Genomic DNA, 25,966 nt, shown 5'->3' on the forward strand with positions numbered 1-25,966 from the left:
CCCCCGTAAGATGAGAATCGCTACGATTAACGCGCGTTATCGTCCGCCAGTTTCGGCGATACATCATCCTGGTCGTCAGCATGATGTTCGTGCTCTTTCATCGCTTCGGCATTAACGCGTTTGCGCACGCCAAACCAACCCAGCACGAGCACCACGGCAATCAGGGGAATCGAGGCGATGGTGTAAGTGCCGTTCGGATAGTCGAACGCCATCAGCACCAGCACGCTCACCAGGAACAGCAGCGTCAACCAGGAGGTGAACGGCGCCCACGGTAGCTTAAAGCTGACATCTTCGGCTTTGCCCTCTTTGATCGCTTTGCGCAGACGCATCTGGCACACCACGATAAAGGCCCACGACGAGATGATGCCGAGTGACGCCACGTTCAGAACGATTTCAAACACCTGCGACGGCACATAGTAGTTCAGCACCACGCCGATGATGTAAACGGCAACGGTGACCAGAATGCCGGCATACGGCACCTGCTGCTTGCTCATCTTCGACATAAACTGTGGCGCAGAACCGCCCATCGACATGGAGCGCAGAATACGGCCGGTGGAATAGAGACCCGAGTTGAGGCTCGACAGCGCGGCGCTCAGCACCACGATGTTCATTACGCTACCGATATAAGGCACGCCCAGTTTGGAGAAGAAGGTCACGAACGGACTTTGCCCCGCCTGATAGGCATTCCACGGCAGCAGCAGTACCAGCAGCACCACGGAACCGACGTAGAACAGGCCGATACGCCAGATCACGCTGTTGATGGCTTTTGGCAGCATGGTCTTGGGATCTTTACATTCGCCTGCTGCGGTACCTACCAGCTCAATCGAGGCGAAGGCGAACACGACGCCCTGCACCAACACCAGCGCTGGCAGCAAGCCGTGCGGGAAGAAACCGCCGTTATCGGTGATCAGATGGAAGCCGGTGGTATTGCCGTCCAGCGGTTTACCGCTGCCGAGGAACACCACGCCGACAATCAGGAACACCACGATAGCCAGCACTTTCACCAGCGCGAACCAGAACTCCATCTCGGCGAACCACTTCACGCCGATCATGTTCATGGTGCCGACAATCGCCAGCGCGCCTAGCGCAAACACCCACTGCGGCACATCGCCAAACGCGCCCCAATAGTGCATATAAAGCGCGACTGCGGTGATATCGACGATACCGGTCATCGCCCAGTTAACGAAATACATCCAGCCCGCAACGTAAGACGCTTTTTCCCCAAGGAATTCACGCGCATAAGAAACAAAGCTGCCGCTGGAAGGACGATGTAACACCAGTTCGCCCAACGCTCGGAGGATAAAGAAGGAGAAGATACCGCACACCAGATAAACCAGCGCCAGTGCAGGACCGGCCATTTGCAGGCGCGCGCCAGCACCGAGGAACAGACCGGTACCGATAGCACCGCCGATGGCGATCATTTGTACCTGGCGGTTACCCATTGCTTTGTGGTAACCGCTGTCGTGCGAGTTGAGCCAGCGTCTTTTCGCAGCGCGTTGTTCGGCTGCGGTTTTTTTAGTTGATTTCATAGCTATCCTGTTTGTCCTGACCATCAATCACCGCGTAACCAAACGATTGCGTATGGCGGTGCGAAATGGGGTAAAAACCCGGTGTCACAGCGGCGGAACGATGTCGCGTGGCGGGCTGGGAATTTACGGCGATGAATCCTACCCGTTCTGCAAGAACGAAGCAAAAAATACCGCCAGGCTGCACAAGATGAATTGTAATAATCCGTCGCGGTGCACAAAAAAACCGGCCAGAGGGCTGACCGGTAAAGGGATGGCTACAGGGATAACTACTGGAGGGAATTAACGATAAATCTCTGCGGTGCCGCTCCACAGGCTGGAGTCGCCCGGAGTTTGTACACCAATAACACGATAGCCGCTGGCACCTTCCTCTTGCGCTTTTTGCGACAGATGGCGCGTTGCATCATCCAGCGAGCCGCGTACGCCGCTGATGGAAACGGTGCCCGCGCTTTGCAGGTTTTGCGCTTGCGTGGCGCTTACGGGCTGGGCCGCCAGCGTCGAGAAACTTGCGGTGGCAAGCAGTGCAGCAGTCAGAACGGCATAACGTCTCTTCATGTGATGCTCCTGTTGTCTTCCGTTAAGGGTTAAGCGTTACAGGACTTATTATCACGCAGGGAATGAAAACCAGGTTGAGCAAGCCGTAAAGCCGTTTAATAATTCGCCAGCTTAGCGCGGGTTATTTAGAGAAAGGTAAAGAGAAAGGGTTTTCTCTGTTAAAAGTAACCTGATGTGACGAGATCTCACTCGCCGTCACCGCACGGCTGCCCTATAATCCCCCGCTCTTACAAGGGTTATTACTGTGATTGTGAAACGTCCCGTTACTCGTACCATTGCGCGCGCACTCAGCGTGATTGTGCTGCTGTCGCTGTTGACCACCGGGCTGGCGCTGATGACGCTTTCCAGCAGCCTGCGCGATGCCGAAGCGGTGAATGTCGCCGGATCGCTGCGCATGCAGATATATCGTCTGGCGTGGGACAGCACGCGCGATCCGCAGCAGTTGAATCATCACATCCAACTTTACCGGCAAACGCTGGAATCCCCGGCGCTGCAGCATCTGGAGCGCGCGTGGGTACCGCTTGAAGTGAGTAGCCGCTATCGCTATCTGCGTCACAGCTGGCCGATGCTGCAGGAAACGTTGCAGCCCAAGCGGGCACAAATCTACCAGCAGCGTGTCGCGGGCTACGTCAGCGAGATCGACCGCTTCGTGCTGGCATTACAGCATTATGCTGAACTGAAGATGCATCTGGTGGCCGCCAGCAGCCTGTTCGGTTTTCTGGCGATTGTGGCGCTGGCGTTGTGGACGATTCGCTTTATCCGCCGCAACGTGGTGCGACCGCTCAACGCGCTGGTGACCGCCAGCCAATATGTTGAGCAGGCGAATTTCGCTTTTCCGCCGCTGCCGGTGCAACAGCCGAATGAACTGGGCGTGCTGGCGCAGGCTTTTACTACCATGGCCGAACGGCTGCATTCGCACTATCGCCTGCTGGAGTGCGCGGTGCGTGATAAAACCGAAGATCTCACCCAGGCCAATCGCACACTTTCTCTACTGTATGAAAGCTCACAAATTCTCACCAGCAGCCCACCCAATCCCGAACTGTTTCAGGGATTGCTGCGTCTGGTACAGCGCCGTGAAGCGCTGACGGTGCTGAAAATTATCAGCGAAGGGATTGAGTTTCAGGCCGGTGTGGCGGCGGATGAGGTGAGCTGGCAGCGTTTGCCGTTGATGCAGGAAGAGCAGCGGCTGGGCGAACTGTGCTGGCAAACCCACCGCGCACCGCCCGCCGACGAACTGATGCAGAGCCTGGCGAACATGCTGGCGCGCGCACTGTGGATTTGGCAGACGCAAAAGCAGTATCAGCAGATGCTATTAATAGAAGAGCGCGCCACCATTGCGCGCGAACTGCACGATTCGCTGGCGCAGTCGCTCTCTTTCCTGCGCATCCAGCTGGCGCTGCTGCGACGCAATGTCGATGGGTCGCAACCGCAGGCGCTGGCGATTATCGCTGATTTCGATCGCGCGCTGGCCGAAGCCTATCAGCAGTTGCGCGAACTGCTGACCACCTTCCGTCTGACCATCGAACAGGCTGATTTGGTGCAGGCGATGCAGGCGATGATTGCGCCGCTGCAGGAGCAATCGCAGGCGGCAATCGACTTCGATTATCAGCCCGGCTTGCAGATGCTGGATGCGCAGCAGCAAGTGCATGTGCTGCAGATTGCGCGCGAAGCGCTGCTCAACGCGATTCGCCATGCGCAGGCGCATAATATTCAGATTCACTATCAGCGTGTCGCTGATGAGGACCACTTACTGACCATCGAAGACGATGGCTGCGGCATCAGCAGCCTCGAAGAGCCGCCAGGACATTATGGTCTCACCATCATGGCGGAGCGCGCCGCGCGATTATCCGGCACGCTGATGATCACCCCGCAGGCGCAAGGCACGCGCGTCACGCTGCGTTTTCCACCGCGCCCGACGCACCGGTTGAGCTGACAGATTATAGAGCGCACCTGCTGTAGCGGCGCGATTTATCGCGCAATAAACTGCGCCGCTACGGCAGATGCGTTAATGAAAGAAAGTTGCCTTTGATACTGGAGATATTATGGCTAACCCTTCCCTGACTATTATGATCGTTGACGATCATCCACTGATGCGCCGTGGTATTCGCCAGTTGCTGGCGCTGGAGCCCCGGCTGGACGTGGTAGCGGAAGCCAATAATGGCACTGAAGCGCTGGCCGAAGCACGCCGTTTGTCGCCGGATGTCATTCTGCTGGATCTCAACATGAAAGGCATGTCCGGACTGGACACGCTGAAAGCGCTGCGTAATGAAGGCATCGCCGCACGCATTTTGGTGCTGACGGTTTCCGATGCGCGCAGTGATATTTATGCGATGGTGGATGCCGGTGCCGATGGCTATCTGCTCAAGGACAGCGAACCCGAACTACTGCTGGCGCAAGTGATACGCGGCGCTAAAGGTGAAAACGTGTTTAGCGAGGTGGTGGCCGATTATCTGGCGACGCGCCAGCCGACGTCAAACCCGTTCAAACAGCTCACCGAACGCGAACTGGATGTACTGCAGGAAGTGGCGCGTGGCTTATCGAATAAGGAAATTGCTGCCACCTTGCATATCTCCGAAGAGACGGTAAAAGTGCACATTCGCAACCTGCTGCGCAAGCTGGATGTCCGTTCGCGCGTTGCCGCTACGGTACTGTGGCTCGAAAGCCGACATCTGTAGTCGCGCACAAAAAACCGTCACTATATTTACACTTTCTCCATAATTTACTCACGATTCTCTAATTTGTGCCGCGTAGAGTGTCTGCAGCAGGAGTCTTTCGAGAGAGCAGTTTGCACTCCGCCAGCGTGACGCCGTCCGCGCATCGCGCTCATCATAATAAAAGTAAAAAATACGCAGTTGAGGAGTGTCGGTTTCATGTCGAATTTCTTTATCGACCGGCCCATTTTTGCCTGGGTTCTGTCTATTCTGCTCTGCCTGTGCGGTACGCTGGCGATCGTCTCGCTACCGGTTGAGCAATATCCCGACCTCGCGCCGCCTAACGTGCGTATCACCGCCAACTATCCCGGCGCATCCGCGGAAACGCTGGAAAACACCGTTACGCAAGTTATCGAACAGAACATGACCGGCATCGATAATTTGATGTACATGTCCTCCAACAGCAGCAACACCGGCCAGGCCCAGATCACCCTCACCTTTACCGCTGGCACCAACCCCGACGAAGCGCGCCAGCAGGTGCAAAACCAATTGCAAAGTGCGCTGCGTAAATTGCCTGCGGCGGTACAGTCACAAGGTGTGACGGTGAATAAAACCGGTGACAGCAATATCCTGATGATTGCCTTCGTCTCTACCGACGGAAGCATGGACAAACAGGATATTTCAGATTACGTCGCCAGTAACATTCAGGATCCGCTCAGCCGTGTTGATGGTGTCGGCCAGGTGGATGCTTACGGCTCGCAATATGCGATGCGGATCTGGCTCGATCCCAACAAGCTGATTGCCTACGCGCTGACCACCGAAGACGTGGTGAGCGCGATTGAATCGCAAAATGCGCAGGTGGCGGTGGGTCAGGTAGGCGGATTGCCGTCGGTGGACAAGCAAGCGCTCAACGCCACGGTGAATGCGCAGTCGATGCTGCAAACCCCGGCGCAGTTCAAAGCGGTGACGCTGAAAACCAACAGCGACGGCTCGGTGGTGACGCTCGGCGATGTGGCGGATGTGGCGATGGGCGCGGAAAAATATGACTTCCTCAGCCGCTATAATGGTCAGGCGGCCTCGGGGCTCGGCATTAAGCTGGCTTCCGGTGCCAATGAGATGAACACCGACAAACTGGTGCGTGAGCGTATTGCTGAGCTGTCGCACTACTTCCCTCACGGGCTGGAAGCCAAAGTCGCTTACGAAACCACGCCGTTTGTTAAGGCCTCGATTAAAGACGTGGTGAAGACCCTGCTGGAAGCGATCCTGCTGGTGTTCCTTGTGATGTATCTGTTCCTGCAAAACTTTCGTGCCACGCTAATTCCAACTATCGCCGTGCCGGTGGTGCTGCTCGGCACCTTTGCGGTGCTCTACGCCTTCGGCTACAGCATCAACACCCTGACGATGTTCGCCATGGTGCTCGCCATCGGCTTGCTGGTGGATGACGCTATCGTGGTGGTGGAAAACGTCGAGCGCATCATGAGCGAGGAAGGTCTGTCGCCGCGCGCAGCCACGCGTAAGTCGATGGGACAGATTCAGGGCGCGCTGGTTGGCATTGCGCTGGTGCTGTCGGCGGTGTTTGTGCCGATGGCGTTCTTCGGCGGCACCGTCGGCGCCATCTATCGCCAGTTTTCGATCACTATCGTTTCGGCGATGGTGCTGTCGGTATTGGTGGCGATGATTCTGACGCCCGCGCTCTGTTCCACGCTGCTGAAACCACTGGAGCAAGGCCATCATCACGGTCGTCGTGGCTTCTTCGGCTGGTTTAACCGCACCTTCAACGCCAGCGCAGAACGTTACGAGCGCGGCGTCGCCAAAATTCTGCGTAAAGGCGGCCGCTGGCTGCTGCTCTATCTGGCGATTATCGGCGTGATGGCGTTCCTGTTTATTCGTCTGCCCACCTCGTTCCTGCCGCTGGAAGATCGCGGCGTGTTCCTAACGCAGGTGCAATTGCCGGCCGGTTCGACGCTGCAACAAACCTCGGACGTGGTGGCGAAGGTCGAAAATTATTATATGACCCAGGAGAAAGACAATGTGGTTTCGGTGTTCTCCACCATCGGAGCGGGTCCTGGCGGTAACGGTCAAAACGTCGCGCGCCTGTTCGTTCGCTTGAAAGATTGGGAGGAGCGTCCGGGCAGCGATCGCACCTCTTTCGCCATCATCGAGCGTGCGACAAAAGCCTTCCACACGATCAACGAAGCGCGCGTTATCGCCAGCAGCCCGCCCGCGATTACCGGCATGGGCAGTTCGTCGGGCTTCGATATGGAGTTGCAGGATCACGGTGGCATCGGCCACACGCGACTAATGGCAATGCGCGATAAGTTACTGGAGATGGCTGACAGCAATCCGGCGCTGTCGCGGGTACGTCACAACGGCCTCGATGACAGTCCGCAGTTGCAGATTGATGTCGACCAGCGCAAAGCGCAGGCGCTTGGTGTGTCGCTGGACACCATCAATGACACCTTAACCACCGCGTGGGGCTCAACCTACGTTAATGACTTCCTCGATCGCGGTCGCGTGAAGAAAGTCTACGTGCAGGCGGCGGCAGAGTTCCGCATGCTGCCGGAAGACGTGAATAAGTGGTATGTGCGTAACAACAGCGGCAGCATGGTGCCCTTCTCTGCCTTCGCCACCAGCCATTGGCAAACCGGTTCACCGCGTCTGGAGCGCTACAACGGTTACTCTGCGCTAGAGATTGTCGGTGAAGCGGCGAACGGCGTCAGCAGCGGTACCGCAATGGACGAGATGGAGAAACTGGTTGGGCAGCTGCCGCTGGGCGTAGGCTTCCAGTGGACCGGCGCCTCCTATCAGGAACGTTTGTCCGGTTCTCAGGCGCCGGCGCTGTATGCGATTTCGCTGCTGGTGGTGTTCCTGTGTCTGGCGGCGTTGTATGAGAGCTGGTCGATTCCATTCTCAGTGATGCTGGTGGTGCCGCTCGGCGTGGTGGGCGCGCTGGTGGCAACCTGGATGCGCGGGCTGGAGAACGATGTCTATTTCCAGGTGGGCTTGCTCACGGTGATTGGCTTGTCGGCGAAGAATGCCATTTTGATTGTCGAGTTCGCCAATGAGATCAACAGTAAAGGCCGCGAGCTGATGGAGTCGACGCTGGAAGCCTCGCGTCAGCGTCTGCGCCCGATTCTGATGACTTCGCTGGCGTTTATCTTCGGCGTGCTGCCGATGGCCATCAGCAGCGGTGCCGGTTCCGGTAGCCAGCACGCGGTGGGTACCGGCGTGATGGGCGGGATGATTTCTGCCACCGTGCTGGCGATTTTCTTTGTGCCGCTGTTCTTTGTGGTGGTACGCCGCCGCTTCCCGCTGAAAGAGAAGCCGCACGATTAAGCAGGCCATTGCGCCGCTAAGGCTTGTGCGGACATCAGGTTCCGCGCATATCAAGTGCACACACTTGTCGCGGCGTGATTCATCGCGCGCGGTTAAATGAATAAAAAAGCCGCCATGAACATCCATGGCGGCTTTATTGTTGTGTGTGGTAAGAATTACAGCAAGTTGGGAAGTGCCCTGCTTTTCTCTTCACGCGTTACTTACGTAACATCGCTTCGATGAATTCTTTCCAGTTTCCCATTTCGGTGTCGACCATAAAACCCTCTCTTATTGTAGCGGCAATTCTACGCCGTTTTTTTCTGGTGGTGAATACGTTTCCACCTGTTATCACTATCGGCAAAAGCGTAGAAAAGCTTCAATCTTTTGAAATTGTGTACTGACGCACATTTCAGCAACTCTATAATGCGGCAGGAAAAATGGCTGACTTAAATCGGGTAGCAGAAATCTGCGTTTAGGATAATCCTTAGTGGCTTAATGATGTCGCAGGCAATTATTAAGTGCGTAAGTGAAAGCGCTTCCTGGCCCTAAGTAATAAAATTTATAACGGCTTAAGGGTCATGAAAAATGGGTGAATAAGGCCGGCTTTCACTGTCAGCGCTCACAGCCCTTAGAGCGCTGTGGTAAACTCGCGCTTTATTTTTTACTCAACGGGAATAAGCGATGACAGCGCAGTGGGTGATGTACGGAATTAAAAATTGCGACACGATTAAAAAAGCACGCAACTATTTGGCGTCTTCCGGTATCGACTACTGTTTTCACGACTATCGCGTGGAGGGCATTGACGACGCGCTGCTGCAATCGTTTATCGATCAACTCGGTTATGAGGCGCTGCTGAATACGCGCGGTACCACGTGGCGCAAGCTGCCGGAAGCCGAACGCGACGCGGTAAACGATGCCGCCAGCGCCAAAGCGGTGATGCTGGCGCAGCCTGCCATCATCAAGCGTCCGGTGTTAGCCGCGCCGAATGGCGATCTGCTGGTCGGCTTCAAAGATTCCCTTTATTCCGCCTTTATCCAGGAGAAGTCATAACATGTTCTGTCCGGTTATTGAGCTGGCTCAGCAGCTTATCCGTCGCCCGTCACTCAGCCCGGATGATGCCGGTTGTCAGGCGCTGCTGATTGCGCGTCTGGAAGCCATCGGCTTCACGGTTGAGCCAATGCACATTGGCGATACGCTGAACTTTTGGGCGACGCGCGGCCAGGGCGAAACGCTGGCGTTTGCCGGTCATACCGATGTGGTGCCGCCGGGCGACGCCAACCGCTGGATCAGCCCGCCGTTTGAACCCAGCATCCGCGACGGCATGCTGTTTGGCCGCGGTGCCGCCGATATGAAAGGTTCGCTGGCGGCGATGGTGGTGGCAGCGGAACGCTTTGTGGCCGCTAATCCGCAGCATAAAGGTCGTCTGGCGTTTCTGATTACCTCCGATGAAGAAGCCAGCGCGGTTAACGGAACGGTGAAAGTGGTTGAGCGCTTGATGGCGCGCAACGAACGCATGGATTATTGCCTGGTCGGCGAACCATCGAGCACCGAGATTGTGGGTGACGTGGTGAAGAATGGCCGTCGCGGCTCGATGACCGCGAATCTCACTATTCATGGCGTGCAGGGCCACGTAGCCTATCCGCATCTGGCGGATAATCCGGTGCATCGCGCCATGCCGGCGCTGAATGAGCTGGTAGAAACCGTGTGGGATGAAGGCAACGAATTCTTCCCACCGACCAGCATGCAGATCGCCAACGTGCAGGCCGGAACCGGCAGCAACAACGTAATTCCTGGCGAATTCTTTGTGCAGTTCAACTTCCGTTTCAGCACGCAGTTGACCGATCAGATGATTAAAGATCGCGTGGCGGAACTGCTCGATCGTCATCAGCTGCGCTATACGCTGGAGTGGAATGTTTCCGGCCAGCCATTCCTGACATCACGCGGTAAGCTGGTGGATGCCGTGGTGAACGCTGTGGCGCACTATAATGAAATTAAGCCGCAGTTGCTGACTACCGGCGGCACCTCCGATGGGCGCTTCATTGCGCGCATGGGTGCGCAGGTGGTGGAACTGGGCCCGGTGAACGCCACCATTCATAAGATCAATGAGTGCGTGAAAGCGTCAGATTTGCAGATGCTGAGCCGTATGTATCAGCGCATCATGGAACAGCTGATCGCCTAAGCGCGAAAGGAGAAAGGGGATGGAATTCATTAAAGAGTACTGGTGGATCCTGGTGATCCTGCTGATGGTTGGTATTTTGATGAACGTTTACAAAGACCTAAAACGTATCGACCATAAAAAATTCATGGACAACAAACCGACGTTACCGCCGCATCGTGATTTCAACGATAAATGGGATGACGAGGACGACTGGCCGAAAAAGAAATAATCGTCATATCGCGAACGGCGCGATAACTCGCGCCGTTACGCATCCTGCTACATCATCATCACCACATCATCATCGCCCGGCTTCGCACCGCTTAGCGCCTCATCGAAGTAACGACGCGGCACGGTATAACGCAGATGATTCAGCGCCAGCTCCATGCTGCGATCGTTAATCGCGTGCGGTAAATCTTCCACCACATCCAGCGTGACATCGCCGCCCAACGAAATCAGACGTTGCTTCGCCTCTTCAGCGTGCAGTAGCGGGATCTGTTCGTCGTAATCGCCATGAATCAGATGAATGGTGTTACGCGTGCTGGCCCGCAACGGCAACGTGGCATAGCGGCCGCTGAACACAATCGCGCGTCCCGCCAAATCCGGCTGCGCTTTCATGCCTTCCAGCACCATAATGCCGCCCTGGGAAAAGCCCACCAGCGCCGTGGCTTCGGCACGCACGCCGCTCTCTTGCTGCCAGTGACGCACCGATGCCACGAACTCAGGCATGATCGCATCCACGCCCTGCTGTTCCGAACGATCGTGCGGCGGAATATCGGCAAACCACTGACGTCCTTGCGGCACGCTGCCCGCGTAAGGTGCTCCGACCGACACCACCAGCGCTTGCGGGAACGCTTTCGCGAACCAGCTACCAATATGCGCCATCGAATCCGGGTTGTCGTTGATGCCGTGATACAGCAGAAACAGCTGTGCTGCACTGCTGGGTTGCTGAACAATTACATATCGTAGTGCCATAAGATCCTCCTCAAATCACTATACGCCGCTGCTGGCACAGAGATATCGGGAAAATTTGAACGAGATAATGGATTTATTGCAATGAACGCAGCCGCTGCGCCGCGTCGGGATTGAGGCGAATCAGTGCTGCGCCAGCTTCCGATCGCAGCTGGTTTATCAAGGCTTTACGCCCGCTGAGACCGGCATGTTGCGCGGCATCGGTTAGCGTCTGTTTTTGCAGCAGGATGGCATTCAACAACGGTGAAGGAGACTGGCGCACCAGCCGCTGTAGCGCCGCGTAGCTGGCTTCGAACGGGCGCTGTGCCCAGGCAAAACCGGCCAGCAGCGCCCAGTCATCCTCGTTTAGCTGCTGGCTGGCATCGCTTACCAGCGTTAACGGTAAATCTATAATCGCTTGCAGCCACAGCCAATCACGCGCCAGGCGCTGCGCTGCCTGCTGTTGTAGCGCTTCACCTGCCGCAGAGATTGCCAGCAGCGCCATCGCGGCATAGCAGCCGCTGCTGGCTTCGCGCTGCGAGCCAATCCGCACCAGCGTAAAACCGCAGGCGCGCCAGAAGCGCCACAAAGATTCGGTGTAGCCAAAACTCACCGAGAGATAATCACAATTCTGCGCCTGCTGTCGTGCGGTGGCCACCAGCGCTTTGCCGATCCCACGCTGACGCTGTGACGCCTGCACCGCAATCCGGCTAATGCGCAGTGAGCGCAGCGTCGCCGCCTGCACGAAACCGGCATGGGCCGCCAGCGATTGCGCCACCAGATTGCCACGCGGCCGACGATGACCGGCCCACACCGCGTCGGCCAATGGCTGATCCAATCCGCCCTCTTCCACCAGCCACAACGCGCCGGTTACCTGTTCGGCTGCACCCGCCAACCAAAAGCGCATGCCAGGCGCATCCAGCATGCGCCGTAAATCCAGTGGCGAAGTGCGATAGTGCGCACTGGCAAGCAGGCGATAGCCCGCTTCCAGCGCCGTTATGTTGTGTTCCGGCGTTGCCGGATAAATGGCGATCTCATCGCTTGCGCGGCTCTCCTGCGCCTCTTCAAACAGCAACGCCTGGCTGAGCCACTGCTCCAGCGGATCGTTCGGCGACCAGCGCAACGGCTCGTCGAGCTGGAAGAGGCGCACATCCGGCAAGGTGGCGCAGAAGCGCAGCATAAAGCCGCGTCCGGTGCCTTCATAACCTTGCACGGTGGTGATAAGCAGCACGCGCGGGAAACGTTGCACCAGCTGTTGCAGGATGGGCGCGGGAATGGCGGCCGCTTCATCGACAATCAGCCACTGCGCCTGAGGCGTCGCTTCCTGCGCGAGAACGGCATCGGGTGCCATGAAACTGAAATGCTCACCAGCAAATTCTGCCAGCACCGCCGTGGAGACTTTGGCCGGTGCCGTGACTAAACAGTGTTGATTGCGCTGCGCCAGCATGCCGGCCAACGCCGATTTGCCGCGACCGCGCGCGGCGGTGATCACTGCCACGCCCGGCGGCATCGCTTCAAGCTGTTCAAGGATTTGCGCCTGCTGCTGCGGTGCCTGACAGCGCCAGTCGGGCAGATGCGCTTCCACCGGATAACGCACCGCTTGATGCTGACGTTGCAACATCACCTGCGCGTCTTGCCGCATCAGCGATTGCAGATGGTGGATAAAATGCGGCGTGGCAATCGGTTCAGCGACATCCGCCCAGCGCAGGCTGTCGGCATCGGTCTGATTGGGCCAGCGTTCCCAATCAGGCGTTAACAGCAATAACCAGCTGCCCGCGCGTAAGGTTCCGGCCAGTGCTGCAAAAGCTTCGGCGTGAAAACCGCGGCGGGCATCAAATATCGCATGCTGAAACTCACGTCCCAACAAGGTGCGTAAGGCAGCGGGCGCAACGGCGTGCGAGAAATCGGTGCTGTCGCTCACCGTCAGCCAGTCGCCGGGCAGCGCGGTGTGCCAACCTGTGGCCTGCTGCTGCGCCCACTCCGCATCACCCGCTATCACGCAAAGGCGGCGAATGCCTGCACGCTGCATCGCCGCCGTCAGTTCAACTATGGGGATCACTTGCTAGCGAAGGTGTTGCACTGGCCAGGATCGCCGCTATCAAAACCGCGTTTCAGCCAGGTGTAACGCTGCTGAGAGGTGCCATGGGTGAAGCTATCCGGCACTACGCGGCCCTGACCTTTCTGCTGCAGACGATCGTCGCCAATCGCTTCAGCCGCGTTGAGTGCTTCCTGCAGATCGCCCACTTCCAGAACGTTTTGCTGCTCCATGTAATGGCCCCAAACGCCGGCGAAGCAATCCGCCTGCAGCTCCATTTTCACCGACAGCTGATTCGCCTGCGCCTGGCTCGCGCCCTGCTGCATCTGACGCACTTTTGGTTCAATGCCCAGCAGCTTTTGTACGTGATGCCCCACTTCATGCGCAATCACGTAGCCTTGCGCAAAGTCGCCACCGGCACCGAGTTTGGTTTTCATGTCATCGTAGAATGACAAATCGATATACACGGTTTGATCGGCAGGACAGTAAAACGGCCCCATCGCCGATTGGCCGGTGCCGCAGTTGGTGCGCGTCGCCCCGCGATACATCACCAGCTTCGGCGGCACATACTGTTTGTTCATCTGCTGGAACAGCTTGCTCCAGGTATCTTCGGTGGTCGCCAGAATCACCGAGGTGAATTTGGCATCTTCGTTGCTCTGCGCGGTGTTTGCCTGACGCTGCTGCGACGTTGGCGCGACACTGCCGCCGCCTTCCAATAATGCGGTGAGGTCGTAGCCGTAATAGCCGGCAACAGCGACCACCACCAGCAAGATAAGGCCGCCTTTGCCGCGTGGAATGCGGATTTGCCGTCCCCCGCCGCCGCCAAGGCCAGGTGAATCATTGCGTCGATCTTCTACATTGTCGCTTTCACGACGCCCTTGCCAGCGCATGGTCTAACTCCTTTAAACATGTTTGGCATGATTTTAGTTGGCGGCAGCGGTAAGCACCAGTGTTGTAGTGACAGCACGGTAAGAATGAGAGAAACGGTGTGATAAAGGAGGAAGGAATTTGTAGGGGCGCGATTTATCGCGCAATGTCTGGAAGGTGCACCGACCGTAAAAGAGCGCGATAAATCGCGCCGCTACGGGCCGGTGCAAACAGGACTTAATCCAGCTTCACACCCAAACGCTGTGCAACTTCTTCGTACGCTTCAACCAGGCCGCCAAGGCTCTGACGGAAACGGTCTTTGTCCATTTTATCCATGGTGTTTTTGTCCCACAGACGCGCGCCATCTGGCGAGAACTCATCACCCAGCACCACTTCGCCGTTGAACAGACCAAACTCCAGCTTGAAGTCGACCAGGATCAAACCTGCGTCATCAAACAGTTTGCTCAGCACATCATTGGCTTTGAAGGTCAGCTCTTGCATGCGCGCCAGATTCGCTTTGCTCACCCAGCCGAAGGTTTCGCAATAGGATTCGTTGACCATCGGGTCGTGTTTGGCGTCATCTTTCAGGAAGAGATCAAACAGCGGTGGATTGAGCACAATGCCCTCTTCCACACCCAGACGTTTTACCAGCGATCCTGCCGCTCGGTTGCGCACCACGCACTCCACCGGCACCATCTCCAGCTTTTTCACCAGCGCTTCGTTATCTGACAGCAGCGCTTCCATCTGGGTCGGAATGCCCGCTTCCTGCAATTTGGTCATGATGAAATGGTTAAACTTGTTGTTTACCATTCCTTTGCGATCAAACTGCTCGATTCGTGCACCGTCTCCTGCTGACGTATCGTTGCGGAATTCAAGTACCAGCAGATCCGGATTATCGGTGCTGTATACGGTTTTCGCTTTACCGCGATACAACTCAGCTCGCTTTTGCATCTTGTTAACTCCAAACATGAAAGAACCCGTGTTCAGCGGTGTTTCACCGCGCGCCGATTGCGTGACGCAATCGTTTACTTCGCCGGGCGCTATTATACACAAAATCATTCGAGATGCAGGAAGGCGGCAAACGAATGAATCCCGATGAGCTTACTCAAGTAAGTGATTCGGGTGAACGAGAGCAGCCAACGCATCTGCAGCTTGAAGGATTTGTGTATATGCCAAATCAAAACAAAAAGGCCGGAAATCTCCGGCCCTTTGGCAATTTATTTCAGCGCGCCTTGAATCACCTGCACCAGCGCGTCGTTCTGCGCCTGGGTTAGCACGTGACCTTTCGGATCGATGAACTGCAGACTGCTGCGGTTATCCAGATCGCCAACCTGCAACTTGTAATCGCCGTTTGGCAGTTCTGGATCTTTGGCGCCAATCTGATCCCACACGCCGCTGCCCGGCTGTTTGTAGGTCACTTTCAGGCTGCCCTGCGAACGGTTGTCATCCGTGATTTCCATGCCCACGCGTTTCAGCGCCGCTGGCAAACGCTGCCAGGTGACGTTAAACGGTGCGCGCAGAATCAACAGCGGTAAACCGGTGTCATCCGCGCCGCTCTGCACATCAATCTGTCCGGTGGCACGGTTGGCCGCCGCATCCTGGCTGGCAGAATCGACTTTATCCAGACCGGTGCTGATGTCGTTCAACATCTGCCCGGTATAGCGTTGAATCTGTGCCGGAGAAGTAACGGCTTGACCAGACTGCTGCAGTTCCAGCAAACGTACGGTCAGCACTTGCTGATAGCTCTGATTCTGCACGCTGATCTGATAGCGACCGCGATACTGGTTATCTTCGTCAGCACGGTTCCACTGCACCCAATCGGTGGTCAGCTGTTGCGAAGCGTCATCACGCTGGGCAATCGGGAACTTGTAAGACTGAATCACACCCACAACCTGCGACCAGATAGAACCGCGACTGCTTTCCACGGCCAGCACGCCCGTATTACCGGTGAACTGCGCACGCGTGCCGTTCAGCAGCGCCAGCGGCTGGGCTGGCGGACGAATATCCAGCTCTTTACCAACCGCGCCTTTCGCCACGCTGTGCGGAACATCGTAATCCCCATTCTGCAACGGCAGAATCATGCCCGCGGGGGCTTTTAAATCATGCAGCTCAGGCGCCTGCAGGTAAGATTCATCCCCGCTGACCTGGCGCTTATAACGCTGATCGTTGGAACACGCTGTGAGCAGCATCAGGGTGGAAAGGCCCACTACCGTTGCCAGCGTCGAGCGCTTAACTGAATAACTCATTGATTCTCCCTAAATTATCGCAGACCCGCTTTAATCAACGCTTGCGCCGTTTTCGTCTGACCAGCTTCGGTCAGTGGCGTCATTGGCAAGCGCAGCGTGTCATCCGCGATTAATCCTAGCTGTTTTGCTGCCCATTTCACCGGGATTGGATTGGGTTCACAGAAAAGCGTCTGGTGCAGGTGCATCAGACGCTGATTCAGGCGACGCGCTTCGGCGAATTTGCCCTGTTGCGCTAAGGCACAGAGTTCAACCATTTCACGCGCTGCAATGTTAGCCGTGACCGAAATTACGCCTTTGCCGCCCAGTTGCATGGAGTCCAGCGCCGTAGCGTCATCGCCGCTGACGATGATGAACTCATCATTAACCAGCTCTTGGATCTGTGAGACACGCGATAAGTTCCCGGTGGCCTCTTTGATTCCGATAATATTTTTAATTTCGGCCAAGCGCGCGACGGTTTCCGGCAGCATGTCGCAACCGGTACGCGAAGGAACGTTATACAGCATCTGCGGCAGATCGGTACTTTCCGCAATAGCTTTAAAGTGCTGGAACAGACCTTCCTGCGTCGGACGGTTGTAATAAGGCGTGACCGTTAAACAGCCCACCACACCGCTGCCGGTAAAGCGTTTGGTCAGAGAGATGCCTTCAGCCGTGGCATTTGCGCCGGTGCCGGCGATAACCGGAATACGGCCATCCGCCAGTTCCAGGGTTTGCATAACCACATCACCGTGCTCGTCATGGCTGAGCGTGGCTGATTCGCCGGTGGTGCCAACAGAAACAATCGCCGCGGTGCCGCTGGCAACATGATAATCAATCAGTTTTTTCAAACTTTCGCGGCAGACATTACCTTTTTCATTCATTGGCGTAATGAGCGCAACAATACTTCCGGTGAACATGGGCTATCCCCTCGACAAACAAGTGCCTCATGTTACGTTTTACATTGAAAGAAAAGCAAGCGAGCCACGCCATTCCCGCGCTTGTCAGCAGTTTTTTTTATGTTTACCTTATAGTTATTAGCGAACGTACAGGAAATGCCATTTTGTCGCAGTCACAGCCTCACCATCTGGTGATCACCGCACTGGGCGTTGATCGTCCGGGTATCGTCAATACCATCACCCGTCACGTTAGCAGCTGCGGCTGCAATATCGAGGACAGCCGTTTAGCGATGCTGGGCGATGAGTTCACTTTTATTATGCTGCTGTCCGGTAGCTGGAACGCGATAACCCTGATTGAATCGACGCTGCCGATGAAAGGTGCCGAGCTGGAGTTGCTGATTGTAATGAAGCGCACCAATGCGCGCGCCACGCCACCGATGCCCGCCACCGTGTGGGTGCAGATTGAAGTGCCGGATTCACCGCATATCATTGAGCGCTTCACCGATCTGTTCGATAAACATCAGATGAACATTGCCGAACTGGTGTCCAGAATTAAACCGGCGCAGGATGGCGTGGCACCGACGCTCTATATTCAAATAACGGCGCACAGCCCAGCCAATCAATTCAGTGCGCCCATCGAGCAGGCTTTCAATCAGCTGTGCGAAGAACTGCATGCACAAGGCTCAATTCGTCTTTATAGTGTCACCGACGATGCTAACAGCACCGTTTAATCAGGCTCCGGGTTATTTCGCCACACACTCTGCCGCTGCGGCAAACCGTGTGGTGAAATAACCCTGACGGTAAACACCACCTGGCACTTTTGCTCTTGATGGTGTATTACCCACAGCATGTAAAAAAATGGAGAGTTGTGATGAATCCACTGAAAGCCGGTGATACCGCACCGAAATTTAGTTTGCCCGATCAAGACGGCGAACAAGTAAATTTGGCCGACTTCCAGGGACAGCGCGTTCTGGTCTATTTCTATCCGAAAGCCATGACGCCGGGTTGCACCGTGCAGGCTTGCGGTCTGCGCGACAACATGGATGCGTTGAAAACTGAGGGCGTTGTTGTGCTGGGTATCAGCACCGACAAAGCGGAAAAGCTGTCACGCTTTGCCGATAAAGAGCTGCTGAACTTCACGCTGTTATCGGATGAAGATCATCAGGTGTGCGAGCAGTTTGGCGTCTGGGGCGAGAAAACCTTTATGGGCAAAACCTATGACGGCATTCACCGCATCAGCTTTCTGATTGATGCCAACGGCAAAGTTGAGAAAGTGTTCGACGATTTCAAAACCTCCAATCACCACGACATCGTGCTGGATTATCTGAAGTCAGCCTGAGATAAACGGGTGCGCAGGCCGCACCCGGAGCGTTAATGCGTAATGCTGCTGACCAACGCATCCTGACCGGAGATCATCACGCAGTTACGTCCGGCATTTTTCGCCTGATAAAGCGCGGCATCGGCTTGCTTGAGGCTCTGCTCCTGCGAACCACTTTCCGGCTGCCAGTCGGCGATGCCCACCGACAGCGTGACATTGCCAACCTGATCAATCCAGTTTTCTGCAATGCTGATGCGCACGCGCTCGGCCAGAATGCGAGCGTCTTCCACCGACGTCGCAGGCAGCAACATCAGGAACTCTTCCCCGCCGTTACGGCACACCACATCGGTTTGACGGGCGCTGCTGCGTAAGGTTCGCGCCACATGTTTAATCACCTCATCGCCGACATCATGACCGAAGGTATCGTTGACCCGTTTGAAATGATCGATATCCAGCGCCAGCACCGAGAACGGTTGGCGCATGGTGGCGAAGTAGTCGAGCACTGCGCTCAGGCCTCGACGGTTAAGCAGATTGGTCATAGGATCGCTCTGCACTTCCGATTTCAGGCGCCCAATCTTATCCTGCACTAAACCAATACCTGTGAGCAGCGCGCGTTTGACCTGCGCCGCTTCGAAATACCAGGCGCGAATGCCGCCAATCTCGTTCGACACGCCCTGGGAATCCATCTGGCTGGCTTTGCGCGCCAGTTGCCACAGCGGCAGCGCAATCAGACGCGCCAGAATCACCGCCACCAGCAAGGTCAGCAGCGCAAATGGCACCGAGTTTTTCAACACTTTCAGCAGCAAGCCGGTGAGCGGCGCCAGCGTCACATCGGTGGGTTTCAACGCCACCACCATCCAGCCGGTGGTGGGCACGATGGCGTAACCGGCCAGCTTAGGCACGTTCTCTTCCGTCAGTTGCACTTCACCGTTGGTTTTCTCCTCGCGCTGGCGATCGCTAACGATGCCCGGTACGCTTTTACCAATCAGCTGGGTATTCTGGTGGTACAGCACCTGATTATTGCGATCCAGCACGTAAACATGCGTGCCATCGCGATAGAACTGCTCGCCGAGCAGCGCGTTGAGGATGCTTTTCTTCTTCAGATAGATGGTGCCGCCAACGTAGCCAAGGTAACGTCCGTCTTTGCTCCAGATCGGCCAGGAGACAAACACAATCAGATTATTGGCGGCGGAGATGCTGGGTTTGCTGACCATCGGCTGACGCTGCGCCAGCGCTTCACGCGAAGCCTGGCTGGTGAGCTGCATGCCTTTCAGCATCAGCGATTCGGGTGAAATGGCTTTCACGATGCCGTTACTGTCCACCACCGCCACCGAGTTGAAGCTGTTAGTTTGCTCACGCAGGCGATTGACTTCCTGCTGCGTCAAATCGGCATCATCAAAATCATTGCCCAGCTGCGTCGCGCTGTAGTGCAGCTGCGACTGAGCCAGCTGAAAGAAGACCTCCGTCGTCGCCGCCAGTTTAGTGGCGTAAGCGCGATTGGCTTCGAGGGTGCTTTCGATCAGGACCATACGTTGTACGCGCCAGGTGGCGTACAGCGTGTTGGCAAGTGTGATGACGATGCTGGTGATCGCCAACAGCGCGATCAGCGTGCGCAGGTCAGTTTTTGGCCGCAGGCGCGTTAGCATAGCGCACCGACCTTAGTGAATAGATTCATCGATATGTGTGCCTGACAGTCTTGTTATAGTTGGATGCACTTGCCCTGGTGAGCTAACGGGCGATTGTACACCCACAACGCAAATTGAGCACGAAGCATCCTGTCAGCCACACACAATTCTTTCTCTACGCTGGCGCTAATCGATCAAACCGTTGGCATCGTAAAACGGCCACGGACCGGGATAATCGCCGATAGCACACAAATGCGTGCTCATGCCCTGCTGCGCATGCCAGCGATGCAGCAGAAAACCGGGCGGCTCCAGCATAAAATTCGCCGGTGCATTTTCCGCGAGATCAAACGCCACCTGATGCGATACACCCGGCGCCACGCACGCCAGCGTACCGGCAAAACGCGCCTGCACCGAGCGGTGCAGATGGCCGCTCAGCACGCGTTCCACCTGTGGATGGCGCTGGATAATCGCCGCCAGCGCCGCCGGATTGCGCAGCGGCTGGTTATCCATATGTTCGATGCCGCACAGAAACGGCGGATGATGCAGCATCACCAGCGTCGGCAACTGCGGCTGGCGCTGCAACTGCTCATCAAGCCAGCACAGCTGCGCTTCATCCACATAGCCCCACGGCTGCTGCGGCACGCTGGAATCGAGCGCCAGCAGCTGCACGCCTTTCACCTGCATCTGCCAGTTCAGGGTTGCTCCGTGCTGCAGATAGTGATGATCCGGAAACGCCGCACGCAGCGCTTGGCGATCGTCGTGGTTACCCGGCATCAGCAGAAACGGCAGCTGCAGTTGGCGCAGCGCCTGCTTTAACGTTTGATACTCTGCCGCGGTGCCGAAATCGACCAGATCGCCGGTAATCACCACCATGTCGGGGCGCGGCGCAAGGCGGTTTAGCGTCTCAATCACCCGCAGTAGCGCGGCTTGAGTGTCGACTTTTTTGTAGGATAAACGGCCGTTGGCCTTGATGTGTAAATCGCTGATTTGCGCGATGAGCGTCATTGCTTCAGACACGAATTTTTTCCTTTGGATGTTTAAGCGCGGCGGTCGCCATTTATGGCAACCGGGCCAATTAAGAAAACTGCAGCGCGGCGTCCTGCGCCAGCGTCCAGCTCACCGCTTGTCCGGCATGCCAGGCTTCACGCGCGTGGCGATCCACCTGAATGGGCGTCGCCAGCCCGATGTCGATCATCAACCGCTGCGACGCGCCCAGAAAGGTGCTGGCAACAATAAAACCCTGGCGCGGATAACGCTCATCGCTGGCCAGCAGCACATCTTCCGGGCGGCAAAAGCGCTGCGGATGGCCGCGCGTATCCACATCTACGCAGTTAATCGCACCCACAAAATCGGCGACAAATTTTGACGCCGGATGCTGATAAATTTTCTGCGGCGTATCGATCTGCACCAAACGTCCCTGCTCCATCACCGCAATACGGTCGCCGAGCGCCATCGCTTCCTGCTGATCGTGCGTCACGTAAACGGCGGTGATCGCCAGCTTCTTCAGTAGCGCGCCGATCTCCAGACGCAGACGATCGCGCAGGCGCGCATCCAGCGCCGCCAGCGGCTCATCAAACAGCAGCACTTTGGGCTGCGCGGCTAACGCGCGCGCCAGCGCCACACGCTGCTTCTGGCCGCCGGAGAGTTTATCGATGCTACGCTGCGCCAGCGCGGTGAGATCCACCAGCGCCAGCATCTCCTGTACGCGCGCTTCCCGTTCGGCACGCGCCACGCCCTGCACTTTCAGGCCGTACGCTACGTTCCCGGCCACATTGAGATTCGGGAACAGCGCGTAGTTCTGGAACACCATGCCGACGTTGCGTTTTTCAATCGGTAAAGCGGTAACGTTGCGATCGTCAAACCACACTTCGCCGCCGACATCGCAGCTCTCCAGCCCGCTGATAATGCGCAGCGTGGTGGTTTTGCCGCAGCCGGACGGCCCCAGCAGCACCAGCGTTTCGCCGGCATGCACTGTGAGATCGAGCGGTTGCAGCGCCTGATGATGATTAAAATGACGTGCGCAGCCGCGCAGCGTCACGGTAACGGCCGCAGGGTTCATGCTGCCTCCTTGTGTTGGCGCGAAACCGCGCGGTTAAGCCAGTGATTCACGGCATTGAGCATCAGCAGCAGCGGCAGAATCATCAGAATGAAAATCAGCGTGTAGGCGGAACCCACTTCCAGCCGCATTGAGGCATAGCTGTCGGCAAGGCCAACCGGCAAGGTTTTGGTCAGCGGCGTGTGCAGCATCCATGTAATGTTGAATTCCCCCACCGACAGCGTGATCACCATAAACGCGCCAGCAAGAATGCCGTTGCGGCAGTTCGGCACCACCACGGTAAAGAAGCGCTGCCACAAGCTGGCGCCGAGGCTGGCCGATGCTTCTTCCAGGCGCGGCATATCCACCGCCTGCATCACCGCCAGCACCGGCCGCATCATAAACGGCAAGGTAAACAGCACGTGACCAATCAGGATGAACAGCCAGCTATCACGCAAGCCGGAAAACTGGCCGTAGAGCAGAATGATGCCGAGCGCGGTTGCCAGACCGGGCAGCGCCACCGGCAGCATCAAGCACTCTTCAATACGCGCCGCCCAGCGGCCCGGCGCTTTCAGCAATCCCCACGCAGCGGGAACGCCAATCACCAAGGTAACCAGCAGGCAGAACAGCGCGATCAGCAGCGACAGCCAGAAAGTATCGGCGTACATCTGCCACACTTGCTCCACCCACTTCAGCGTGAAGCCGCTGCGCAGGCCGATGAAATAGTTATTGGTGACGCCCGCCAGCATCGACAGCACCACCGGCACGATCATAAACAGCGCGGTGATGGCGGTGATCAGCAGTTGCAGGCTAAACAGTCCACGACGTTTCATGATTGCGCCTCCTTAGCCTGCGCCAGACGGCGCGCCAGCATCAGTGCCAGCCAGGCGAATCCACCCATCAACACTGACAGCGCGGCGGCGGTGGCGAAGTTGGCGTAATTGGTGAACTCGCCGTAAATGGTCAGTGGTAGCACCGCCAAATCGGTGCCGAGCGTAAAGGCGGTGCCAAAAGCGCCCATGCTGGTAGCGAAGCACAGCGCGCCGGTAGAGAGCAGCGCCGGTTGCAGGCCGGGCATAATCACGTCCCAGGTGATGCGCCACTGGCTGGCACCGAGCGAACGCGCCGCTTCTTCCAGCGAGCGATCGAGTTTTTCACTGGCTGCTACCAGCGTGACGATGGCGCGCGGCAGCGAGAAATAGAGGTAACCGATAAACAGACCCGCCAGCGAATAGGCCAGCGTCCAGCGTTCATGCAGCAAACTCATGCTGATTTGCGCCAGCAATCCCTGACGTCCAGCCAGCATCACCACCAGAAAACCCACCACCACGCCGGGAAACGCCAGCGGAAAGGTCAGCAACGCCAGCAAGGTGCCGCGCCCGGCAAAGCGCTGGCGCGCCAGAAAGCAGCCGACGATAGCGGCGATGAGTAACGTCACCAGCGTCACCGCCAGCGACAGCAGCACGGTGTTCAGCAGGCTCAGCAGATAGTGCGGCTGCGTGATCACCGTCCAGTAACCGCTGTGCTGGGTGCTGCGATCGTTCTGCATGCCGATTTGCAGCAGGCGGGCAAACGGCAGCAGCCAGAAAGCACAGAAGAACAGCAGCGCGGGCAGCGTCAGCCACAGCCAGCGGCTGCCCGGTTGCGTAGGTGTCTGGCGGCGCGAGGCCGCCAGCGTGTCAGCCATCGACATTAACGCATCTCGCTCAGGTATTTCGCCGAGAAGGCCTTCTGCGCATCGGCCATCTGCTGATAGTTCACGGTTTGCGCACGCGCATAATCGCTGTCTGGCAGGAAGAATTTCTTAGCGTCAGCGGACATCGCCGAGGTGCGTACCGGACGCAGGAAGGCATTCGCCCAAATCGCCTGACCTTTATCCGACAACACGTAGTCGATCACTTTCTTGCCGTTGTCTGCGTGCGGCGCGTTCTTCACCAGGCTGATGACATACGGCACCGTAACCGTGCCCTCTTTCGGGATCACAAAGGCGACATTGGCGTGATCTTTATATTTGGCGCGGTAGGCGTTGAAGTCGTAGTCGAGCAGGATCGGAATCTCACCGGAGATCAGGCGCGCGTAGGCGGTCTGCTTCGGTACGATCGGCTGGTTAGCCTGGAGTTTTTTGAACCATGTCAGCGCGGGTGTGAAGTCCTGCATGTTGCCGCCCTTCGCCTGGTTGACCGCCACGGCCGCCACGTAACCGACAAAGGCGCTAGCCGGATCGAGGTAGCCGATCATGCCTTTGTATTCAGGCTTCAGCAGATCGTCCCAGGATTGCGGCACCGGCGCGCCGCCCAGCGCATCAAGGTTAACCATAAAGCCCATGGTGCCGGAGTGCAGCGCCACCCATTTGCCGTCGGGATCTTTCATTCCCGCTGGGATCTCGTCCCAATGCGCGGGCTTATAGGCGCTGATGACACCGGCGCTATCCGCCTGGATGCCAAAACTGACGCCGTAATACACCACATCTGCCACCGGATTACCCTGCTCCGCCACCAGCTGCGCCAGCGCCTGGCCGGAGTTTTTATTGTCCTGCGGCACCTGAATGCCAGTGTCTTTAGCAATGGCGTTAAGCTGGGTTCCCCAGTCCGCCCATTCGGGAGGACAGTTGTAGCAAATCGCCGTATCGGCGGCCTGCGCCAGCGAACTGAACAGCGAACCGGCGGTCAGTGCGAGCGCCCCGGCAATCATTGTGACTTTTTTCATGATGGTTCCCTGATAGTGGCAATGGAAGAAAAAGAGGTTGCTGGCGCGGCGATACTGGCCCCGAGCCTTAATCGATGTGGCAGCACGCGCGTGCCGTGGCTGGCTTGTTGTAACAGCATGTCGATCGCCCCGGCGCCGAGCATGTCAGCTGGCTGACTTACGCTCGCCAGCGACGGCGCGATGTGCTCGCCGATATCGATGCCATCAAAACCCATCACCGACAGCTGCTGCGGAATGCGCACTCCGGCGCGCGCCGCAGCACCAATCAGGCTGATGGCGAGCAGATCGTTGGTGCAGATCACCGCGCTGAGCGGCGTGTCGCCACTCAGTTGCGGCTGCAGCAGCGCGAAATCAGATTGGGTATGGCTGGGCATTTCGAGTACCGGCAGCGCGCGCAATCCGGCCTGCTGCATGGCATCGCAATAGCCCTGATAGCGCAGACGGGCGCGATCCGATTGCAGCATGGGACCGGCCACCATACCGATGTGGCGATGGCCGAGCTGCAGCAGATGTTCGGTGGCTTGCTGCATCGCCTGGCGGTTATCGACGCAAATCGCGGGCCAGTGCGTGGCTTGCGGCACGTTATGCGTCAGAACAAACGGCATGCTGGCTTGATGCAGCGTATGCAGGATGGCGCTGTTATCGGCGTCGGCGACGGTGAGAACCAAACCGGCAACGCGCTGGTTCAGCATGTGCTCCACCATCGCCGCTTCCCGCTCGGGCTGATAATCGCTGGTTGCCACCAGCAGACCGTAACCGGCGGCACGCGCCTGACGCTCCATCGCTTGCAGTTGACGGGCGAAAATCGGATTCAGCAGCGACGGCAGCAGCACGCCGAAGGTGGTTGAACTTTGGGTACGCAGTTGGCGAGCAATGTGATTGGGGCGAAAGCCGAGCTGCTCAGAGGCGCTCAACACCTTTTCCAGCGTGTCAGCTCGCAGCAGATGCGGATCAGAGAATGCGCGGGCGGCGGTAGCGCGAGAAACGCCAGCCAGTTTGGCCACGCTGATTAAATCGGACATGTTCGCCTCGTAAAGTGCCAATGAGATCGATCTCATTGGCGCTTAAAGTAGCGGCGAACTGTGACAGCAACATCGCGGATAAATGAC

Annotated in this window: 23 protein-coding genes; 8 read left to right on the forward strand and 15 right to left on the reverse strand. The window is 57.2% G+C overall.

Annotated elements, in window-relative coordinates; all coding sequences use genetic code 11:
* Nucleotides 1-26: 26 nt before the first annotated feature.
* Nucleotides 27-1,529, reverse strand: a complete 1,503-nt coding sequence (gene ansP, locus PO881_RS13890) for an L-asparagine permease (RefSeq protein ID WP_101763535.1) — start codon at nt 1,527-1,529, stop codon at nt 27-29.
* Between the two features lie 279 nt (nt 1,530-1,808).
* Nucleotides 1,809-2,081 carry a YdgH/BhsA/McbA-like domain containing protein gene (locus PO881_RS13895; protein ID WP_101763534.1) on the reverse strand — a complete coding sequence of 91 codons (273 nt, stop codon included), beginning with the start codon at nt 2,079-2,081 and terminating at the stop codon, nt 1,809-1,811.
* Nucleotides 2,082-2,325: 244 nt separating this feature from the next.
* Between PO881_RS13895 and narQ the strand changes: the two genes are divergently transcribed.
* The 6 genes from narQ to PO881_RS13925 all read left to right on the forward strand — a co-directional run bounded on the left by narQ (nt 2,326) and on the right by PO881_RS13925 (nt 10,434).
* On the forward strand, nt 2,326-4,014 hold the full coding sequence (narQ, locus tag PO881_RS13900; protein ID WP_280171948.1) for a nitrate/nitrite two-component system sensor histidine kinase NarQ: 1,689 nt from the start codon (nt 2,326-2,328) through the stop codon (nt 4,012-4,014).
* 109 nt (nt 4,015-4,123) lie between these two features.
* Nucleotides 4,124-4,756 (forward strand): response regulator, encoded by a 633-nt coding sequence (locus PO881_RS13905; protein WP_280171949.1) that lies wholly within the window; start codon nt 4,124-4,126, stop codon nt 4,754-4,756.
* Between the two features lie 195 nt (nt 4,757-4,951).
* Nucleotides 4,952-8,068 (forward strand): multidrug efflux RND transporter permease AcrD, encoded by a 3,117-nt coding sequence (gene acrD, locus PO881_RS13910; RefSeq protein ID WP_192233057.1) that lies wholly within the window; start codon nt 4,952-4,954, stop codon nt 8,066-8,068.
* Nucleotides 8,069-8,728: 660 nt separating this feature from the next.
* Nucleotides 8,729-9,097, forward strand: a complete 369-nt coding sequence (locus PO881_RS13915) for an ArsC family reductase (protein ID WP_101763530.1) — start codon at nt 8,729-8,731, stop codon at nt 9,095-9,097.
* Between the two features lies 1 nt (nt 9,098).
* Nucleotides 9,099-10,226 (forward strand): succinyl-diaminopimelate desuccinylase, encoded by a 1,128-nt coding sequence (gene dapE / locus PO881_RS13920; RefSeq protein WP_179449927.1) that lies wholly within the window; start codon nt 9,099-9,101, stop codon nt 10,224-10,226.
* A gap of 19 nt (nt 10,227-10,245) precedes the next feature.
* The gene (locus tag PO881_RS13925) at nt 10,246-10,434 is read left to right on the forward strand and encodes a YpfN family protein (RefSeq protein ID WP_277973949.1); all 189 of its coding nucleotides are present in this window, start codon (nt 10,246-10,248) and stop codon (nt 10,432-10,434) included.
* Between the two features lie 47 nt (nt 10,435-10,481).
* Here the strand turns inward: PO881_RS13925 and ypfH are convergent, their stop codons facing one another.
* The 6 genes from ypfH to dapA form a co-directional block, all read right to left on the reverse strand.
* Entirely contained in the window at nt 10,482-11,177 is a 696-nt protein-coding gene (gene ypfH, locus PO881_RS13930; RefSeq protein ID WP_280171950.1) for an esterase, read from the reverse strand.
* 73 nt (nt 11,178-11,250) lie between these two features.
* On the reverse strand, nt 11,251-13,182 hold the full coding sequence (locus PO881_RS13935; RefSeq protein ID WP_280171951.1) for a GNAT family N-acetyltransferase: 1,932 nt from the start codon (nt 13,180-13,182) through the stop codon (nt 11,251-11,253).
* Nucleotides 13,183-13,208: 26 nt separating this feature from the next.
* On the reverse strand, nt 13,209-14,078 hold the full coding sequence (locus tag PO881_RS13940) for a neutral zinc metallopeptidase (RefSeq protein ID WP_280171952.1): 870 nt from the start codon (nt 14,076-14,078) through the stop codon (nt 13,209-13,211).
* 214 nt (nt 14,079-14,292) lie between these two features.
* Nucleotides 14,293-15,006 (reverse strand): phosphoribosylaminoimidazolesuccinocarboxamide synthase, encoded by a 714-nt coding sequence (gene purC / locus PO881_RS13945; RefSeq protein WP_007884822.1) that lies wholly within the window; start codon nt 15,004-15,006, stop codon nt 14,293-14,295.
* Between the two features lie 266 nt (nt 15,007-15,272).
* The gene (gene bamC / locus PO881_RS13950) at nt 15,273-16,301 is read right to left on the reverse strand and encodes an outer membrane protein assembly factor BamC (RefSeq protein ID WP_101763526.1); all 1,029 of its coding nucleotides are present in this window, start codon (nt 16,299-16,301) and stop codon (nt 15,273-15,275) included.
* Nucleotides 16,302-16,315: 14 nt separating this feature from the next.
* Nucleotides 16,316-17,194 carry a 4-hydroxy-tetrahydrodipicolinate synthase gene (gene dapA, locus PO881_RS13955; protein WP_101763525.1) on the reverse strand — a complete coding sequence of 293 codons (879 nt, stop codon included), beginning with the start codon at nt 17,192-17,194 and terminating at the stop codon, nt 16,316-16,318.
* A 143-nt stretch (nt 17,195-17,337) separates the two neighbouring features.
* Between dapA and PO881_RS13960 the strand changes: the two genes are divergently transcribed.
* Nucleotides 17,338-17,904, forward strand: coding sequence for a glycine cleavage system transcriptional repressor (locus tag PO881_RS13960; protein WP_101763524.1), 567 nt, complete (start codon nt 17,338-17,340; stop codon nt 17,902-17,904).
* 140 nt (nt 17,905-18,044) lie between these two features.
* Complete coding sequence (gene bcp / locus PO881_RS13965; RefSeq protein ID WP_277973951.1) at nt 18,045-18,512, forward strand: thioredoxin-dependent thiol peroxidase; 468 nt, start codon at nt 18,045-18,047, stop codon at nt 18,510-18,512.
* 32 nt (nt 18,513-18,544) lie between these two features.
* Here bcp and PO881_RS13970 read toward each other — a convergent pair whose 3' ends face one another.
* The 7 genes from PO881_RS13970 to PO881_RS14000 form a co-directional block, all read right to left on the reverse strand.
* Entirely contained in the window at nt 18,545-20,137 is a 1,593-nt protein-coding gene (locus PO881_RS13970) for a sensor domain-containing diguanylate cyclase (protein WP_280171953.1), read from the reverse strand.
* 165 nt (nt 20,138-20,302) lie between these two features.
* Complete coding sequence (locus PO881_RS13975) at nt 20,303-21,133, reverse strand: phosphodiesterase (protein ID WP_280171954.1); 831 nt, start codon at nt 21,131-21,133, stop codon at nt 20,303-20,305.
* A gap of 58 nt (nt 21,134-21,191) precedes the next feature.
* Nucleotides 21,192-22,175, reverse strand: a complete 984-nt coding sequence (locus PO881_RS13980; RefSeq protein WP_192233045.1) for an ABC transporter ATP-binding protein — start codon at nt 22,173-22,175, stop codon at nt 21,192-21,194.
* Nucleotides 22,172-22,984, reverse strand: coding sequence for an ABC transporter permease (locus PO881_RS13985; RefSeq protein WP_101763519.1), 813 nt, complete (start codon nt 22,982-22,984; stop codon nt 22,172-22,174). The genes PO881_RS13980 and PO881_RS13985 overlap by 4 nt, the downstream gene beginning before the upstream one ends.
* On the reverse strand, nt 22,981-23,844 hold the full coding sequence (locus PO881_RS13990; protein WP_280171955.1) for an ABC transporter permease: 864 nt from the start codon (nt 23,842-23,844) through the stop codon (nt 22,981-22,983). The genes PO881_RS13985 and PO881_RS13990 overlap by 4 nt, the downstream gene beginning before the upstream one ends.
* A complete protein-coding gene (locus PO881_RS13995; RefSeq protein WP_280171956.1) occupies nt 23,844-24,857 on the reverse strand; it encodes an ABC transporter substrate-binding protein in 1,014 nt (337 codons plus the stop codon). The genes PO881_RS13990 and PO881_RS13995 overlap by 1 nt, the downstream gene beginning before the upstream one ends.
* On the reverse strand, nt 24,854-25,879 hold the full coding sequence (locus tag PO881_RS14000; protein WP_110866487.1) for a substrate-binding domain-containing protein: 1,026 nt from the start codon (nt 25,877-25,879) through the stop codon (nt 24,854-24,856). The genes PO881_RS13995 and PO881_RS14000 overlap by 4 nt, the downstream gene beginning before the upstream one ends.
* Nucleotides 25,880-25,966 lie beyond the last annotated feature (87 nt).

Source organism: Pantoea sp. SS70, from assembly GCF_029866845.1.
Classification (GTDB): domain Bacteria; phylum Pseudomonadota; class Gammaproteobacteria; order Enterobacterales; family Enterobacteriaceae; genus Pantoea; species Pantoea leporis.

Bases quoted from the DNA above. Each gene is read 5' to 3' on its own strand.
- PO881_RS13970 (WP_280171953.1), bottom strand. From the start codon at position 20,137: ATGCTAACGCGCCTGCGGCCAAAAACTGACCTGCGCACGCTGATCGCG.
- PO881_RS13935 (WP_280171951.1), bottom strand. From the start codon at position 13,182: ATGCAGCGTGCAGGCATTCGCCGCCTTTGCGTGATAGCGGGTGATGCG.
- PO881_RS13905 (WP_280171949.1), top strand. From the start codon at position 4,124: ATGGCTAACCCTTCCCTGACTATTATGATCGTTGACGATCATCCACTG.
- ypfH (WP_280171950.1), bottom strand. From the start codon at position 11,177: ATGGCACTACGATATGTAATTGTTCAGCAACCCAGCAGTGCAGCACAG.
- bcp (WP_277973951.1), top strand. From the start codon at position 18,045: ATGAATCCACTGAAAGCCGGTGATACCGCACCGAAATTTAGTTTGCCC.
- bamC (WP_101763526.1), bottom strand. From the start codon at position 16,301: ATGAGTTATTCAGTTAAGCGCTCGACGCTGGCAACGGTAGTGGGCCTT.
- PO881_RS13995 (WP_280171956.1), bottom strand. From the start codon at position 24,857: ATGAAAAAAGTCACAATGATTGCCGGGGCGCTCGCACTGACCGCCGGT.
- PO881_RS13990 (WP_280171955.1), bottom strand. From the start codon at position 23,844: ATGTCGATGGCTGACACGCTGGCGGCCTCGCGCCGCCAGACACCTACG.
- PO881_RS13980 (WP_192233045.1), bottom strand. From the start codon at position 22,175: ATGAACCCTGCGGCCGTTACCGTGACGCTGCGCGGCTGCGCACGTCAT.
- dapE (WP_179449927.1), top strand. From the start codon at position 9,099: ATGTTCTGTCCGGTTATTGAGCTGGCTCAGCAGCTTATCCGTCGCCCG.
- dapA (WP_101763525.1), bottom strand. From the start codon at position 17,194: ATGTTCACCGGAAGTATTGTTGCGCTCATTACGCCAATGAATGAAAAA.
- acrD (WP_192233057.1), top strand. From the start codon at position 4,952: ATGTCGAATTTCTTTATCGACCGGCCCATTTTTGCCTGGGTTCTGTCT.
- PO881_RS13985 (WP_101763519.1), bottom strand. From the start codon at position 22,984: ATGAAACGTCGTGGACTGTTTAGCCTGCAACTGCTGATCACCGCCATC.
- PO881_RS13895 (WP_101763534.1), bottom strand. From the start codon at position 2,081: ATGAAGAGACGTTATGCCGTTCTGACTGCTGCACTGCTTGCCACCGCA.
- ansP (WP_101763535.1), bottom strand. From the start codon at position 1,529: ATGAAATCAACTAAAAAAACCGCAGCCGAACAACGCGCTGCGAAAAGA.
- PO881_RS13925 (WP_277973949.1), top strand. From the start codon at position 10,246: ATGGAATTCATTAAAGAGTACTGGTGGATCCTGGTGATCCTGCTGATG.
- PO881_RS13940 (WP_280171952.1), bottom strand. From the start codon at position 14,078: ATGCGCTGGCAAGGGCGTCGTGAAAGCGACAATGTAGAAGATCGACGC.
- PO881_RS13915 (WP_101763530.1), top strand. From the start codon at position 8,729: ATGACAGCGCAGTGGGTGATGTACGGAATTAAAAATTGCGACACGATT.
- purC (WP_007884822.1), bottom strand. From the start codon at position 15,006: ATGCAAAAGCGAGCTGAGTTGTATCGCGGTAAAGCGAAAACCGTATAC.
- PO881_RS14000 (WP_110866487.1), bottom strand. From the start codon at position 25,879: ATGTCCGATTTAATCAGCGTGGCCAAACTGGCTGGCGTTTCTCGCGCT.